The organism is Bacteroidales bacterium, assembly GCA_017521245.1.
GTDB lineage: Bacteria > Bacteroidota > Bacteroidia > Bacteroidales > G3-4614 > Caccoplasma_A.
Map to the genome: position 1 here is coordinate 1 of JAFXDI010000037.1, position 16236 is coordinate 16236.

13 protein-coding genes and 1 rRNA gene are annotated in these 16236 nt (G+C 38.0%); 12 read left to right on the top strand and 2 right to left on the bottom strand.

Going from position 1 to position 16236, the window contains the following annotated elements; genetic code table 11:
- Positions 1-9 precede the first annotated feature (9 nt).
- A 5S ribosomal RNA gene (gene rrf / locus IKK64_06005) occupies positions 10-118 on the top strand.
- Positions 119-653: 535 nt separating this feature from the next.
- Here rrf and IKK64_06010 read toward each other — a convergent pair.
- On the bottom strand, positions 654-2729 hold the full coding sequence (locus IKK64_06010; protein MBR4119617.1) for a hypothetical protein: 2076 nt from the start codon (positions 2727-2729) through the stop codon (positions 654-656).
- Positions 2730-2736: 7 nt separating this feature from the next.
- Positions 2737-5976 carry a T9SS type A sorting domain-containing protein gene (locus IKK64_06015; protein ID MBR4119618.1) on the bottom strand — a complete coding sequence of 1080 codons (3240 nt, stop codon included), beginning with the start codon at positions 5974-5976 and terminating at the stop codon, positions 2737-2739.
- Positions 5977-6249: 273 nt separating this feature from the next.
- Here IKK64_06015 and rplM point away from each other — a divergent pair, with 273 nt between their 5' ends.
- The 11 genes from rplM to IKK64_06070 all read left to right on the top strand — a co-directional run bounded on the left by rplM (position 6250) and on the right by IKK64_06070 (position 15952).
- Positions 6250-6705, top strand: coding sequence for a 50S ribosomal protein L13 (gene rplM, locus IKK64_06020; protein ID MBR4119619.1), 456 nt, complete (start codon positions 6250-6252; stop codon positions 6703-6705).
- An 11-nt stretch (positions 6706-6716) separates the two neighbouring features.
- Positions 6717-7103: a 30S ribosomal protein S9 gene (gene rpsI, locus IKK64_06025; protein ID MBR4119620.1), complete on the top strand. Its 387-nt coding sequence runs from the start codon at positions 6717-6719 to the stop codon at positions 7101-7103.
- 171 nt (positions 7104-7274) lie between these two features.
- Complete coding sequence (gene rpsB, locus IKK64_06030) at positions 7275-8105, top strand: 30S ribosomal protein S2 (GenBank protein ID MBR4119621.1); 831 nt, start codon at positions 7275-7277, stop codon at positions 8103-8105.
- A 28-nt stretch (positions 8106-8133) separates the two neighbouring features.
- Positions 8134-8955, top strand: a complete 822-nt coding sequence (locus tag IKK64_06035; protein MBR4119622.1) for an elongation factor Ts — start codon at positions 8134-8136, stop codon at positions 8953-8955.
- Positions 8956-9215: 260 nt separating this feature from the next.
- Complete coding sequence (locus IKK64_06040; GenBank protein ID MBR4119623.1) at positions 9216-10361, top strand: HAMP domain-containing histidine kinase; 1146 nt, start codon at positions 9216-9218, stop codon at positions 10359-10361.
- Between the two features lie 116 nt (positions 10362-10477).
- Entirely contained in the window at positions 10478-10993 is a 516-nt protein-coding gene (locus tag IKK64_06045; protein ID MBR4119624.1) for a DUF177 domain-containing protein, read from the top strand.
- Between the two features lie 14 nt (positions 10994-11007).
- Positions 11008-11190: a 50S ribosomal protein L32 gene (gene rpmF, locus IKK64_06050; protein MBR4119625.1), complete on the top strand. Its 183-nt coding sequence runs from the start codon at positions 11008-11010 to the stop codon at positions 11188-11190.
- 163 nt (positions 11191-11353) lie between these two features.
- A complete protein-coding gene (locus IKK64_06055; GenBank protein ID MBR4119626.1) occupies positions 11354-12355 on the top strand; it encodes a ketoacyl-ACP synthase III in 1002 nt (333 codons plus the stop codon).
- A 107-nt stretch (positions 12356-12462) separates the two neighbouring features.
- Positions 12463-13389 carry a GTPase Era gene (gene era / locus IKK64_06060; protein MBR4119627.1) on the top strand — a complete coding sequence of 309 codons (927 nt, stop codon included), beginning with the start codon at positions 12463-12465 and terminating at the stop codon, positions 13387-13389.
- Positions 13390-13391: 2 nt separating this feature from the next.
- Positions 13392-14705: a ribosome biogenesis GTPase Der gene (gene der / locus IKK64_06065; GenBank protein MBR4119628.1), complete on the top strand. Its 1314-nt coding sequence runs from the start codon at positions 13392-13394 to the stop codon at positions 14703-14705.
- Between the two features lie 578 nt (positions 14706-15283).
- The gene (locus tag IKK64_06070; GenBank protein MBR4119629.1) at positions 15284-15952 is read left to right on the top strand and encodes a hypothetical protein; all 669 of its coding nucleotides are present in this window, start codon (positions 15284-15286) and stop codon (positions 15950-15952) included.
- Positions 15953-16236: the final 284 nt, after the last annotated feature.

The window sequence follows — 16236 nt, forward strand, 5'->3', positions numbered from 1 at the left end:
TAAAGAAATTTAGGTGGCTATAGCGTCAGGGCTCCACCTCTTCCCATCCCGAACAGAGAAGTTAAACCTGACTACGCCGATGGTACTGCGCAAGTGGGAGAGTAGGTAGCCGCCCCTTATGGAAAGAGAGAAGTTACAAAGACTTCTCTCTTTTTTTGTTTGTAAAACTAAGGTACTTTAAGGCCATTTAAAGCCTTAAAGGCCATTAAAGCCCAAAAGGCCTAAAAGGTATTAGTCTAATTGGCCTGATTAGTCAAATAGTTAAACTCCTCTCCCCAAAGCAGGGGAATATTGCCCCTTTAATGCCTTTAATGCCATTTAAGGCCCTTAAAGCCTAAAAGGTATTGGACCAATTGACCAAATTATCCTGATTAGTCAAATAGTTAAACATCTTCTCCCAAAAGCAGGGGAATATTGCCCCTTTAATGCCTTTATGCCCTTAATGCTTTTAAGACCTTATATCTATTCTAATTAGCTAAATTAAATAAACGTTTGACTCCTACCTCGTTTTTCTTGGGTTGTTTTGCGTAATTTAGTTTTCTTAAACGAGTACCTCTTTTAACGTTGAACAAAAAAGCAGTAGGTTGTTCAAGTAACCTACTGCTTATATCTTAAAATCTAAGGTGCTTTGCACCGCATAACTAATAGCTGCTTTACTTACACTCTCCGTCTAATACTACAACGTCAAATGGTGGCATTGTAAATGTTATAGTTTGGTCAATATCAATGCTTTCATTTGTGATGCCTGCATATTGTGTTTGGTTTTTGAAAGCATCTGTAAGTTTAATATTGCCTGTTATGTAATTTGGTATATCCAACGCTTGGCGTAGAGTAGTCGTGAAGGTTTGCTCTGTTGAGTTAGGGTTGCGGAGTGTTAGTGTTGCTTTTTCTCCGTTCCATGATGCCCAACCATATACTTCTGCTTTTTCGCCATTCCAAGGATTGCCTCCTACCCAGTGAATATCGGCAAGTACGTCTTGGTTGTTGCGTTGCCATTTAATGCACTCTGCTAACTCTGCCCATAGTTCTCCATCTTCTCCTACATTGCTCATAATGTCATTGTCAACATAGAGTTCTATTAGTCCTGAACCACAACCAAATGCACAACGCATTTCGCGGATAATACCTTTTGCTGTCTCCTCTGAATCATCGTGTGGAGCTGATGCTGGAGGTCCATATTTACTAACTATTAATCCATGAGTCATAATAGAGTTTATGGGGCATATTGGCGATGCTACTGTAAAGTTTTTATACACCATGTGGTCGCGATATGTAATCCATTTCTCGCGATTGTCGCCTTGATCTCCAACGGTTGTCCAGTCTTGGTCTTGACGCCAAACAGCATCGGCGTATTGGAACCAGAATGGCGATGACCATGTTCCTACTGAGCAGTTAAAGAATAGGTCGTAACGGATCTCTCTAAGTGCTTTAAGTACGTTGATAATTCCCTCTGCGTCTTCTTCGTTTTTAGGTCCTGTTGCATTGGCAATATCGCTGATACCGTCAAACTTGAAGTAACGGAAATCGTAACTATCTACCATATTTGAGCAACTTGCAATAAAGGCGTCAAAATACTCGGGATTTGATAATTCAAAATTGTCAATTTGGTTTTCGTGATTGCGATTCCAAAAATCTAAGCGTTGAGCCTTAGACTCTCCATATCCACCAACAGGTCCTAACCAAGCACCCATTCCAGTTCCCATAGTTTTTGCTATTGAGTCGAGTTTTGCAAATCCGTTGGGGAATCCTATATGAAAATCCCAGAATGAGTTAAACTCATCCCATCCATCATCCCAAACGAATGCATCAATTCCTACACCATGTTTTTCATACATATTTGTACGCCATGCTTCAATAACTTCAACACATTGACTCTCTATCATACGTTTTAGTGGGTCAGGGAAGTTGTTGCGGTCAATGTTAAGTTCGTACCATGAGTTGTAGTGTATGAATGGGCGGTAGGGTACAGCACGTTCTCTCTCGTGATATGCAAGGAACGAGCGACGTAGTTGATCTTCTGCTACAAGACCTACAACTGCTCCTATACTCCAAGTATCTCCTGCTTTAAGGGTTGTTGCTCTGCTCCATAATCCTTTGATTGTGTTGCCATCAACGCTGTTAATTCCCAATGGAGTCTCAATACCTGCGAATATCTTAGAAGATGTTAGAGGTGCTCCGCGAACTTCTCCGTTAACTATAACTGCATCTGCGTTGTTGGTTAGCGTGTATTCCATAGGAACTATGTTTATCATCTCTGTATCTTCATTAGCACTAATCTTCATTTCGGTGCGAAGGTAGTGAGAGTTATCACGCAATACAGCACTCCAATCAATAGTTAAATTGTTATATTTAAATACAGCACTTAATTTGTAACCATTGTATTGCTCTGCTTTTTTGATTGCTTTCTCACACCCTTTCAATTGCTCTATTTTTGCTTCGCTCATAGTCATTTCTGATGATTTAACTATTGAGCTATCACCCAAAGTGACATAGAACAAATCATTTGTAGGAGCCAACTGTAAAGCGTCGCTTCCATTGAATTTTAAATTACCATTCTCTAATATATATTCTGCTTTCAACAAGTTGTTTGAGAGAATATACTTTTCTCCTTCGTTAGTGGCAGTTGCTTTCTCTGGTTGTTGTAATGATGGGAAAACTACTGTTGCTACTGGTTTGGTGCTACATGCAGTAAAGCATAATGCTAATAGTAAAATCTTAAATGTTTTCATATATTCCTTATTTTATTATAACTTTTTCTGATTTAATTACTCTATTTTTATCAAATATAGTTACTATGTAAATACCCTTTTCGTTAACGGATAGTTGAGTCTCATCTGCTAATACATTTGCAGCATTTATTATTTTACCCATAACATCGAATATCTTGACTGAAACCTCTTGGTTGCATCCTTTAATAATTACATTGTTATTTGCCGAGTATATCTCAATGTTATCGGCAATCTCCTCTTCAACGCCGGTTGGGTAGCCAAAGGCTCTTGTTTGTATATATTTAGTTTCTGAATCCTCTGTAATGGCTCCCATAACAGCAGTTACATTGTCGGCAGAGATATTTATTTCTACACCATCAGCATTCTCCCAAAGGAGTTCGTTGTTGTCAACTTTAAGTTTTAATATTGCCAGCTCATCAGCATCTTTAATGTTAGAACCGTTACCAATAACTAATACAACAGGATTGCCGGTTTCTGTGGCAAAGTTACTCCAATTAATAGTTGTCTCAGATAGTTTACCACCATTATTCCATTTGAATATGTTTTCGCCATTGCTATCTCCAACAGGAGCGAACATATTTGCAACATCTTCATTTGTTAAAGAACTCTTTCCGTTCCACCCATTAAGAATACCAATTTGAGCCCATCCTGTTGATATAATAGCCTCTTCGCTATCAATTATCTTGATGTTAGCTGAGCGTTTGTTAAGGTTTGAAATGCTCATGCTACCACTTAACTCAACCTCTTGAGCGCAGTTACCATTCAATACAACAACGTCAAATGCAGGCATTGTAAATGTAATTGTTTGGTCAATATTTACACTCTCATTGGTAATACCGCTATATTGAGTTTGATTCTTGAAAGCGTCAGTAAGTTTTATGTCACCTGTAACGTAATTAGGAATGTCCAAGGCTTGGCGAAGGGTTGTAGAGAATGTTTTTGTTGAAGCACTCGGATTGCGGAGAGTAAGAGTTGCTTTCTTTCCGTTCCATGATGCCCAACCATACACACTAACTTTTGAACCATCCCAAGGATTGCCTCCAACCCAGTGAACATCAGCAAGAACATCTTCATTGTCTCTGTGCCACTCAATACACTCTGCCAAAGCCGCCCAAAGTTCACCATCCTCGCCGATAGTTGTCATAAGGTCGTTATCGACATATAGCTCTATTAATCCAGAACCACAACCAAAAGCACAGTGCATTTCGCGGATAATACCTTTTGCTGTTGCATCGCTATCATCGCGAGGCATAACATTAGGTGGTCCGTATTTAGTAACCATCAATCCGTGGGTCATAATTGAGTTAATAGGACAAATAGGTGAAGCCAGCGGATAGTTTTTATAAACCATATAGTCGCGATATGTAATCCATTTTTCGCGATTATCTCCTTGATTTCCTATCTTATCCCAGTCTCCATCTTGTCTCCAGATAGCATCTGCAAAGTGTAGCCAGAACGGAGAAGACCATGTTCCTACAGTACAGTTAAAATATAGGTCATATTTAATTTCGCGAAGTACGTTTAACATATTCAAGAAACTCTCAACGTCCTCTTCAATTTTAGGTCCTGTTGCGTTACTTAAATCACTTATACCATCAAGTTTAAAGTAACGGAAGTCATAATCATTAACCATTTGAGAACAACGGTCGGCAAAAGCATCAAGGTATTCGGGGTTAGATAACTCAAAATTTGAAATTTGAGTTGAGTGAGTATTATTCCAATATGCAAGACGTTGAGCCTTTGAAGCACCATATCCGCCCACAGGTCCTAACCATGCACCTATACCTGTGCCCATTGCGGTAGCCTTTTCGTTAATATTGGAGAATCCTTCGGGGAATCCAATATGAAAATCCCATAGAGAGTTAAAGTCATCCCAACCATCATCCCAAACAAATGCATCAATACCAACATTATGCACATCAAACAAATTGGTTTTCCATGCATCAAGAACAGGAAGACATTGACTCTCTACCATACGATTCAGAGGGTTAGAGTCGTTGTTTCGGTCGATATTAAGTTCGTACCACGAGTTGTAGTGTATAAACGAGCGGTAAGGTACTGCGCGTTCTCTCTCGTTGTAAGCAAGGAACGAGCGGCGAAGTTGTCCTTCTGCAACAAGACCAACCACTGTTCCGATGTGCCAGCTATCTCCTGCCTTAAGAGTTGTTGCTCGGCTCCAGCGACCGGTAATTGATTTCTCTCCGGTAGCAATAGAAACAGTTGCGCCTGAAATGGCAATACTACCCGAGCTTGTAATATCTTCAGTTTTTGTTTCAACAAAATATCTCAAAGTATAAGTGCCGGCTGAAGGAACATTTAAAGTATAAGTTTTATTGCTATAAGCTGTTCCCGAGTAACCTATATGGTAATCGTTGGCAACAACGTTTCCGCTTGCATCCAAAATATCAACACCTGTCATATTCAAGCGGTAGTTACCAGTTGAGTAGTTAAATGTAAACGATACGTTTCCTGCTGCTGAGATATTTACTTTACCTTCGGCTGATTTTATTTGAGAGTTAGTAAATCCCAATGATGTTATTCCGGAAGGAACACTGCTTGGAGTATCCCAGCTTTGAGGAGTCCAAGATGTGGGAGAGAAAACAGTAGAAGATGATGAACTTCCAACACTATTAATACCATCGGGGTTTTCAATAGCCGCAAATATTTTTGAAGAAGCAAGAGGAGCTCCTCTAACAGTACCCTTAACCTCCACTATATCAGCATCAGCAGTAAGGTTATGAGTTAAAGGAATAATATTAGTCATTGAGGTGTTAGCCGAAGCGGTAATATCCATCTCGGTACGAATATAGTGAGAACCATCACGTAATACAGCTCTCCACTCAATGCTTAAAGAGTTGTAAGTATATTTTGCAGTCAAAACCTTACCATTGTATTTCTCTGATGCTTTTATAGCCTCGCTATCTCCTGTAAGGTTTGTTATAACGGGGTATGAACTCATAGTCATATCCGAAGCCTTAACAGTAGTTCCATTGCCTAAAGTAATAGTAAAAGGCTCACTACCCGGAGCAAGTTGCAAAGCCTCTGAACCATTAAAGTAAAGATCTCCGTTACTCATAATATACTCCACCTCTAAAAGGTTGTTGTAGAGAGTCCATTTAGTTGATTCTGATGTTGCTTGTGCTTGACCGGGTTGCTCGGTAGAGGGAAACTGTACCGAAGCAGCATTTGCAAACTGCATTCCCACTATCAGCATAAAAACAATAGCAAGATGTGTAAATTTTTTCATAGATTATAAGTTTTATATATTTATATTTTTTTATATCAATAGGTGTATTTTAATATATTTATTATCAGTTGTAAAGATATAAAAAAAAATCGGAATAGGATATAGAACATAAAAAATGTTCTCAAAAATTTTTGTAATTCAAAGAAAAAGAGTACTTTTGCACGCCGATTATATCCAAAATAGAGAGAAAATAGACGCAAGCATGGTTTCAAGTGTGTTCGGAAACGTAGCTTGTGCCTGAATTTAAATGTTTAATAATTAAAAAGATACAAAGTGGATACATTAAGTTACAAGACAGTATCTGTTGGAAAAGCAGCTGCTCAAAAAGAGTGGGTTATCGTTGACGCAACAGATCAAGTTTTGGGTCGTTTAGCATCAAAAGTTGCTAAAATTTTAAGAGGTAAATATAAACCTTGTTTTACTCCCAATGCAGATTGTGGAGATAACGTGATTATTATCAATGCTGATAAAGTAAAATTAACAGGTAACAAATGGACAGATAAAATCTATTTGTCATACACAGGTTATCCCGGTGGACAAAGAGAGATTACACCTGCAAAACTTATGCAAAAAGGTGAGTCAAAATTGTTCTTGAAAGTTATCAAAGGAATGTTGCCAAAGAACAGACTTGGTGCAAAACTTCTTACAAATGTTTATGTATACGCAGGAGAAGAGCATCCTCATGCAGCACAAAACCCTAAAACAATTGATATAAACACTCTTAAATAAGCATAATCATAATGGAAACAGTTAACGCATTAGGAAGACGTAAAGCAGCGGTAGCACGTGTTTACGTAAAAGAGGGAAACGGTGTAATCACCATCAACAAAAAAGACCTTGCACAATATTTCCCATTGGAGATTATGCAATTTGTTGTAAAACAACCACTATTGAAATTAGGAGTTGCTGAGAAATACGATATCAAAGTAAATCTTAACGGAGGTGGATTTAAAGGACAAGCAGAGGCATTGCGTTTGGCAATTGCTCGTGCTCTTGTTAAAATCAATCCTGAGGACAAACCCGCTTTGAAATCAGAAGGATTTATGACTCGCGACCCACGTGTTGTAGAGCGTAAAAAACCGGGACGTCCCAAAGCAAGAAAGAGATTCCAATTCAGCAAACGTTAATATTTGCCGCATAAGAATCTTAATTGGACGTTTAGTATCCAAATTACAAGGACTCTTTTTTGGAAATATAGAGTTAGAAGAGATTCAGAATGCTTCATTTTATAATTAAAAGAAAGATTACCTTGTAATTGAATTAGTAGAATGTAAACGAATAAATAAAAAAAGAAAACAATGTCACTAACAACATTTGATCAATTACTCGAGGCCGGAGTACATTTTGGCCACTTAACACGTAAATGGAATCCAGCAATGCGTCCATACATTTTTATGGAGCGTAACGGAATTCACATTATCGACCTTAACAAAACAGTTGTAAAAATTGATGAGGCAGCTGCTGCTTTAAAACAGATTGCTAAATCAGGCAAAAAAATCCTATTTGTTTCAACTAAAAAACAAGCAAAACAAGTAGTAGCAGATAAAGCAACTGAAGTAGGAATGCCATACGTTATTGAGCGTTGGCCGGGTGGAATGTTAACAAACTTCCCAACAATCCGCAAAGCAATCAAAAAAATGAACGCTATCGACAAAATGATTAAAGATGGCACATTTGCAAACCTTTCAAAACGCGAAAAACTTCAAGTATCTCGCCAACGTGCAAAATTGGAGAAAAACTTGGGTAGCATCGTTGACTTAACTCGTCTTCCTGCAGCACTTTTTGTAGTTGACGTAATGAAAGAGCACATTGCTGTTGCTGAGGCTAACCGTTTAGGTATCCCTGTATTTGCTATGGTTGATACAAACTCAGATCCTTCAAATGTAGATTACGTAATCCCAGCAAACGACGATGCATCAAAATCAATTGACGCAGTGTTGAGTGCACTTTGCGGAGCAATCACAGAAGGTCTTGAGGAGCGTAAAGTAGAAAAAGCAGATACTGAGGCTGCTGAGGCTCAAGCAACTGAGGGTGCAGAAGAGAAAAAAGCTCGTAAAACTCGCGCACGTATCCGCCGCGATGCAGAAGAGACTCCAACTGTAGAACCTAAAGCAGAGACAGAAGAGTAATTAATAACAAATTAAATTTATACTAATTATGGCTGTTACAATTCAAGATATTACAAAACTTCGCAAAATGACAGGTGCTGGAATGATGGATTGCAAAAAAGCACTTGCAGAGGCTGAAGGAGATTTTGACAAAGCTATTGAGTTAATCCGTAAACGTGGTCAAGCAATCGTTGCAAAACGTGAGGATCGCGATGCTTCAGAGGGTTGCGTATTAGCCGCAGCTAAAGACGGATTTGCAGCAATCGTAGCATTAAACTGCGAAACTGACTTCGTGGCAAAAAATGCTGACTTTATTGCATTAACTCAAACAATACTTGATAAAGCAATTGAAACTCGCCCGGCAACAATTGAAGCACTTCTTGCAACTGAGGTTGAGGGACGTACAATAGCAGACTTAGTTACTGACCGCAGTGGTGTAACAGGTGAGAAAATGGAGTTGAGCACATATCTATCATTAGAGGCTCCGGCAACAGTAGCATACATCCACTCAGGAAACCGCTTGGCAACTATCGTATCGTTCAACAAAGAGTTGGAGAACCAAGTTGCTCGCGATGTAGCTATGCAAGTAGCTGCAATGAATCCAATTGCAGTAACTCGCGAAGAGTTTCCTGCTGAGGTAGTAGAGAAAGAGTTTGAGATAGCAAAAGACAAAGCACGTCAAGAGGGTAAACCTGAGGCTATGCTTGATAAAATTGCTCAAGGACGTCTTAACAAATTCTACCAAGAGAACTCACTTTTAGAGCAAGCATTTGTAAAAGACGCTAAGATGTCAATCAAAGAGTACTTGGCATCAAAAGATAAAGAATTGACTGCAATAGCATTCAAACGCTTTACTCTAAATGCAGATTAATAAGGATATTTATTCTATTGAATAATATATTTCAAATTTTGCCATAAAAGGAACTCGCGAGAGTTCCTTTTTTTGTATAGATTGTTTATCTTTAGATAAACTGCTTTTGCTTTATACATCCCAGAATAAATCTTATATCTGTTTGATTTCAAAATATTTTACCATTCAATTAAATTATAATAAATTTACGGCTCAAACGTTTAATAAGTATCAAATCGCTTAATAATCCTCTTTAAAAGAGAAAATAATAGAGATAAGTTATGCGTAATATATACAAAACAAGACAAAAATTTAAGATAGTATTTATAGTAATATCTCTAATACTGGTATCGCTATTCCTATATGTTTCAAATAAGTTGGTAGAAGATTTATCAAAAGAGGAGTTAAATAAAATGGAGATATGGGCAGAAGCAACACGTTTGGCTGCCAGTGATACCAATACCGATTTGGGATTGATACTTAAAATTTTACAAAGCAACTCAACAATACCTGTTATTATAGTTGATCAGGATGAGCAAGTTATGGGAACTGCCAATATCTCAAAGAAAGACTCTATCTCTCTGGAAAAAATATATCACGATTTTAAGGAATTAGGAAATGTGATAGAGATACCGATAGATGAAGATACAAAACAATACCTCTATTACGACGACTCGGTGATGCTAAAATATTTGGCACTATTCCCATACGTGCAATTAGGAGTAATGATACTCTTCTTGTTGATATGCTACATTGCCCTTATGAATAGCAAAAAAGCAGAGCAAAATCAAGTTTGGGTTGGATTATCAAAAGAGACCGCACATCAGTTGGGTACACCAATATCATCATTAATGGCATGGGTTGAGGTGTTGAAAATGAATGATATAGACAAAGCTCTCCTTGCAGATATGGAGAAAGATGTAACCCGCCTGTCGGTAATAGCAGAGAGGTTTTCAAAAATAGGCTCATCGCCCGAACTTGTAAAAACCGACATTACCCCGGTGGTACGAAGCTCGGCAGAGTATATGCAACGCAGAGTATCTAACAAGGTAAAATTTAAAACTATCATACCTGATACACCAATCCCTATAAAATTATGCGTTCCGCTAATAGAGTGGGTATTTGAAAATCTCTGTAAAAATGCAATAGATGCAATGAGCGGAACGGGAGAATTGAAGGTAGAATTAATGCAAGATGTAGATATATGTTACATTGATATAACCGACACAGGAAAAGGAATAGCCCGAAAAAACTTTAATACCGTATTCCGTCCGGGATATACCACAAAAGAGCGAGGTTGGGGATTAGGGTTGGCACTTGTAAAGCGAATTGTTGAGGAGTATCATGGAGGAAGAGTGTATGTAAAAGAGAGTGAATTGGGCAAAGGAACCACCTTTAGAGTGGAATTACATATAGATGAAGCATAAAATTGCTATAAAAAAAACAAAAAAATGAGGGTTTTGTCTCAACTTATTTTGTCATCGGGATTTTTTTAATTAACTTTGCATCGCTTTTTGGCACGTTTGTATATTAAATGGTAAAAATGGAAACCTACAAAATAGAATTAAAGGGGCTCTCAGATGGAACATACCAATATGAATACCATCTTGATGATAACTTTTTTTCAGCAATAGAAGATGCCGAAGTAACAAAAGGAGATGTAAGTGTACAACTCATAGTAAAAAAGATAGAAGGAAACTTCGATTTTAAATTTCTCTTGAAAGGGGTAGTAAAAGTTCAATGCAACAGATGCTTGGATGAGATGGACTACCAAATAGATGCTGAAAACGGATTTACCGTAAAGTACGGAAAAGAGAATGTTGATGAAGGCGACAAATTGGTAATAACTGAAGATTGCAACGAGATAGACCTTGCGTGGTATCTATATGAATTTGTAGCACTTGAGTTGCCAATAACATGCACTCACGCCGAAGGAGAGTGCAATAGCGAAATGGAATCACTTTTGCAAAAATATAGTGGAGCAAAAGAGAGTCAAGAAGAGGGAGAACCCGTTGACTCGCGATGGAGTGAATTAAAGAAATTAATAGATAATAACTAAATAATTAAATAAAAATGGCACATCCTAAACGAAAACAATCAAAGACAAGAACAGCAAAACGTCGTACTCACGATAAAGCACTTGCACCAACAATGGCAGTATGTCCTAACTGTGGAGCATGGCACGTTTATCACACAGTATGCAACGAGTGTGGTTACTATCGCGGAAAAGTTGCTATTGAGACAGCGGCTGTTTAATGATTTGTCCCTTTACAATAAGAAAGGCGACAAACAAAAAACTGCGAGTATAACAATACAATGAAGAGCATTGTAGAGACGAGCAGTAAAAACAAATGATTATTAAAGCCTTAAGGGTTTTATCAACTCTTAGGGCATTTTTTATCAAAAAGAAGAACCATTCATGAAGAAAATAAATACAGCAATAACTGGAGTAGCAGCGTATGTTCCTGAGGACAAGCTAACCAACGAGGACTTAACCAAGATGGTTGACACTACCGATGAGTGGATATATTCACGCGTAGGAATAAAAGAGCGACGCATACTAAAAGGTGAAAACTTAGGTTCGTCATATATGGGTTCAAAAGCCGTAGATTTACTTCTCGAAAAAACAGGGACAACAACTGATGAAGTAGAGGTAATAATATGTGCAACATCAAATCCCGATTACCGATTTCCTGCAACAGCAGCAGTAATAGCCGACCGTTCGGGAGTAAAAAACTGTTTTGCATACGATATTCAAGCAGCATGTACCGGATTCGTAGTAGCATTGCAAATCGGAAAGGCATATATAAACTCCGGATTATATAAGAAAGTAATAGTAGTTTGTGCAGAGAAGATGTCTTCGATGGTAAACTATCAAGACAGAGCAACATGTCCTTTGTTTGGAGATGCTGCCGCAGCAGTATTACTTGAACCAACATACGAAGATGTAGGAGTAGTAGATACTCTATTACACACCGACGGAGAGGGAATACCTTACCTAATGATGAAGGCAGGAGGTTCGGCACAACCAATAACCTACGGAGCAATAGATAGAGGAGAACACTTCCTGTATCAAGAGGGAAGAACCGTATATAAATATGCCGTATCAAATATGATAGACGTGTATAAACAGATAATGATTCGAAACCAACTCACAAACGACTCGGTAAACTGGTTTATACCACATCAAGCAAATGCCCGAATAATAGAGGCAATAGGCTCACGATTAGGCATAGCACAAGAGAAGATAATAATGAATATCGAGAACTTCGGAAACACAAGTTCTGCAACAATACCTTTGTGTATGGCACAATGGGAAGACAAATTTAAAAAAGGCGATAACATTTTGTTAACAGCCTTTGGAGCAGGATTTACATGGGGTTCAACATACATTAAGTGGGCATACGACACTAAAAAATAAAAACAAAGAAGTTGCATAAGGCGTTGAAGTTTGTTGCTACTCGCTTACTCGTAAACAAACAGTAAGAGAATAAGAGAACAAAAACAACCTTTTATGCAACTTTTTTTATAAATTTGAATCGCATAAAAAATATACAAGTGAGCGAGAATAAACAACACAAAGCAGGATTTGTAAATATAGTAGGAAATCCCAACGTGGGAAAATCAACACTGATGAACTCGTTGGTAGGGGAGCGTATATCCATTATAACCTCAAAGGCACAAACAACACGCCACCGTATAATGGGAATAGTTAACACACCTGATATGCAGATAGTCTATTCTGATACACCGGGAGTACTATCGCCCAAATACAAACTACAAGAGGCAATGCTCGACTTCTCAAAATCGGCTTTAGTAGATGCCGATGTATTATTATATGTAACCGATGTTGTTGAGACACCCGACAAAAACCCCGACTTTGTGGCACGAGTAGCACAAGAAAACAATGTGATACTCATAATCAATAAAATAGATTTATTAAAAAATCAAACCGACTTAGAGGAGATAGTAAGCAAGTGGCGAACAATACTCCCAAATGCCGAGGTAATACCCATATCTGCATCACTAAAATTCAATGTAGATTACCTCTTAAAACGCATACAAGAGATGTTGCCACCCTCGCCACCATTCTTTGACAAAGACGCTTTAACCGACCGTCCTGCCCGCTTCTTTGTAACTGAGATAATACGAGAGAAGATACTCTTAACATACGACAAAGAGATACCCTATTCGGTAGAAGCAGTAGTGGAAAAATTTGATGAGAGCGAAACCACAATACACATAATGGCTGTGGTATATGTAGAACGCGATTCACAAAAAGGAATAATAATAGGCAAAGGAGGCAGTTCGCTAAAACGCGTAGGAATGTTGGCACGAAAAGACATTGAGACCTTCTTTGGTAAAAAAGTATATCTCGAACTATACGTAAAAGTAGAACGAGATTGGCGAAACAAATTAAGTAAATTAAAAAACTTCGGATATTCACAAGAATAGTTATGGGAAATTTAGTAGCAATAGTAGGACGCCCCAATGTAGGCAAGTCAACAATTTTTAACCGACTCACCAACACCCGTAGAGCCATAGTAAACGAAGAGGCAGGCACTACACGCGACCGCCAATACGGAAAAGTAGAGTGGTGTGGAAACGAATTCTCAATCATTGATACAGGCGGTTGGGTAGTAAACTCTGACGATATATTCGAGGATGAAATCAACAAACAAGTATCCATTGCCATTGAAGAGGCAGACGTACTCCTATTTGTAGTAGATGCAATAACAGGAGTAACTGACCTTGATGACCGTGTAGCAGCTATCCTACGACGCACCACAAAACCCGTAATAGTAGTAGCAAACAAAATAGACAGTAACGAGTGGCAATACACATCGGCACAATTCTATTCATTCGGACTTGGCGATCCTTTCAGTATCTCGGCAGCAAACGGCTCGGGAACAGGCGACCTGCTTGATGAAATAATCTCAAAATTTACAAAAAAAGAGGAAGAGACAATTGAGGAGAACGTACCACGCATAGCCGTAGTAGGACGTCCTAATGCAGGAAAATCATCAATAATCAACGCATTTATAGGAGAAGACCGCAACATAGTAACCAATATAGCAGGAACAACACGCGACTCAATACACACACGCTACACAAAATTCGGATTCGACTTTTACCTTGTCGATACCGCAGGAATACGTAAAAAAGGAAAAGTAACCGAAGACATAGAGTACTACTCAGTAATTCGCTCAATCAGAGCGATAGAAGACTCTGATGTATGCGTATTAATGATTGACGCAACACGCGGAATAGAGGGACAAGATATGAACATCTTCTCTCTAATCCAGAAAAACAAAAAAGGATTAGTAGTGTGCGTAAACAAATGGGACTTAGTAGAAGACAAAAGTCAAAAAGCAATCAAAGCATTTGAAGAGGCAATTCGCAACCGCTTTGCCCCTTTCACCGACTTCCCAATCATCTTCACATCAGCCCTAACCAAACAACGCATATTTAAAGTACTTGAGTGTGCCGCACAAGTATTTGAAAACCGCCGTCAGCAAATACCAACTGCACGACTAAACGAAGAGATACTTGCCGCCATTGAGGCATATCCACCACCAGCGCACAAAGGAAAATATGTAAAGATAAAATATATAACCCAGTTAAAAGGCTCGTATGTGCCAACTTTTATCTTCTTCTGTAACTTGCCACAGTGGGTAAAAGAGCCATACAAACGCTATCTCGAAAATCAAATCCGTCAACGTTGGAATTTTTCGGGAAGTCCTATTAATATATTTATGCGTCAAAAATAGTTGTTAGTTGTCGGCTAATGCCGCCCTTTGGGTAGTTTTTAGTTGTTAGCTTTGATTAACCTTTTTGAGAGAATATATAAGCGATAGTGAGTAACCTTGCTATCGCTTTTTTGTGAGTGTGGACACTGCACCTGCGTGTTGGGGTTTGTTGCGTTCAGTTTCATATCTGCACCATTTATTTCGATTTTTAGTAGGGACGTGGTCTGCCACGTCCTCCATGAAAATTTTCTTCAATTAGATTATTTTGGACATTCTATCCGCAGATAATATATGATTATTTGCACATTAATATGATTTTACTAACTTTGTAATTGGTTAGAGGTAACTCTATCCAAGACATAAGAGAAAAAATAAAAGAAGCGTTATGCTTATCTCAAAGTCGGGAACGTAGGAAATTCAAGACTATTCAGAGAGACAAAGTGTAATGGTTTCTCACGTGTATGCGTGGGCTGCTATTATCATATCCTCTGAATAAGGGTTATTCCTACGACCTCCGACTTAGAATGTGGCATTGCAGTTCCACGCTTTTTATGTTTAAATAAAAACCTTTTGGAACTGAGGGGTGTAAAGTTTGACCTATGAAAAAGATTCTGTCAATTTTCGTTTTATTGATTGCGTCAGTTGCGTTGTATGCGCAAAGTGATGTAACTAAGTTTTTAGGAATTCCAGTTGATGGATTTAAATCCGATATGATACAAAAACTAAAAGAAAAAGGTTTTGTTAGTACTTCTTATGATAAAGATGTTTTAGAGGGAGAGTTTAATGGGTATGATGTAATTGTTTATGTGGGAACCAATAATAATAAGGTATATCGTATTATGATATGCGATAAAAATATTATTAATGAAGCAGATATAAAAATAAGATTTAATAATCTATGTCGCCAATTTGCAAATAATACCAAATATATATCTTTGGATGACCAAACAATTTTTGAAGATGAGGATATAGGGTATGAAATGATGGTAAATAAAAAGAGATATGAGGCTGTATTTTATCAGAAACCCGTAGAACGTGATTCTATTACGTCCGCTAAAGAAATGGAATCATTCGCATTTAGTAGGTATACACCAGAGGAATTTTTTAATCTCCCTGAAGATGAACTGCAGACATTAGGACTTGAGTATGCCGAATACATACTAGCTAAAAAAACAGTATGGTTTATGATCTCAGAGCTTAGAGGAAAATATTATATTACAATGTATTATGACAATGGATATAATAAAGCAAATGGAGAAGATTTGTAAATCAAATATTTATTGTAGGGACGTGGCCTGCCACGTCCGTAAAGAACATCTTGAGAGCGATAGTGAGTAACCTTACTATCGCTTTTTTTGTGAGTGTAGACACTGCACCTGCGTGTTGGGGTTTGTTGCGTTCAGTTTCATATCTGTATTATTTATTTCAATTTTTTTTAATCTTATCTGACAACAAACAACTGATAACTGATAAATATTTGCACATTAGTATGATTTTACTAACTTTGTAATTGGTTAGAGGTAACTCTATCCAAGACATAAGAGAAAAAATA

Bases quoted from the DNA above. Each gene is read 5' to 3' on its own strand.
- IKK64_06010 (MBR4119617.1), bottom strand. From the start codon at position 2,729: ATGAAAACATTTAAGATTTTACTATTAGCATTATGCTTTACTGCATGT.
- IKK64_06015 (MBR4119618.1), bottom strand. From the start codon at position 5,976: ATGAAAAAATTTACACATCTTGCTATTGTTTTTATGCTGATAGTGGGA.
- rpsI (MBR4119620.1), top strand. From the start codon at position 6,717: ATGGAAACAGTTAACGCATTAGGAAGACGTAAAGCAGCGGTAGCACGT.
- rpsB (MBR4119621.1), top strand. From the start codon at position 7,275: ATGTCACTAACAACATTTGATCAATTACTCGAGGCCGGAGTACATTTT.
- IKK64_06035 (MBR4119622.1), top strand. From the start codon at position 8,134: ATGGCTGTTACAATTCAAGATATTACAAAACTTCGCAAAATGACAGGT.
- IKK64_06040 (MBR4119623.1), top strand. From the start codon at position 9,216: ATGCGTAATATATACAAAACAAGACAAAAATTTAAGATAGTATTTATA.
- IKK64_06045 (MBR4119624.1), top strand. From the start codon at position 10,478: ATGGAAACCTACAAAATAGAATTAAAGGGGCTCTCAGATGGAACATAC.
- rpmF (MBR4119625.1), top strand. From the start codon at position 11,008: ATGGCACATCCTAAACGAAAACAATCAAAGACAAGAACAGCAAAACGT.
- IKK64_06055 (MBR4119626.1), top strand. From the start codon at position 11,354: ATGAAGAAAATAAATACAGCAATAACTGGAGTAGCAGCGTATGTTCCT.
- der (MBR4119628.1), top strand. From the start codon at position 13,392: ATGGGAAATTTAGTAGCAATAGTAGGACGCCCCAATGTAGGCAAGTCA.
- IKK64_06070 (MBR4119629.1), top strand. From the start codon at position 15,284: ATGAAAAAGATTCTGTCAATTTTCGTTTTATTGATTGCGTCAGTTGCG.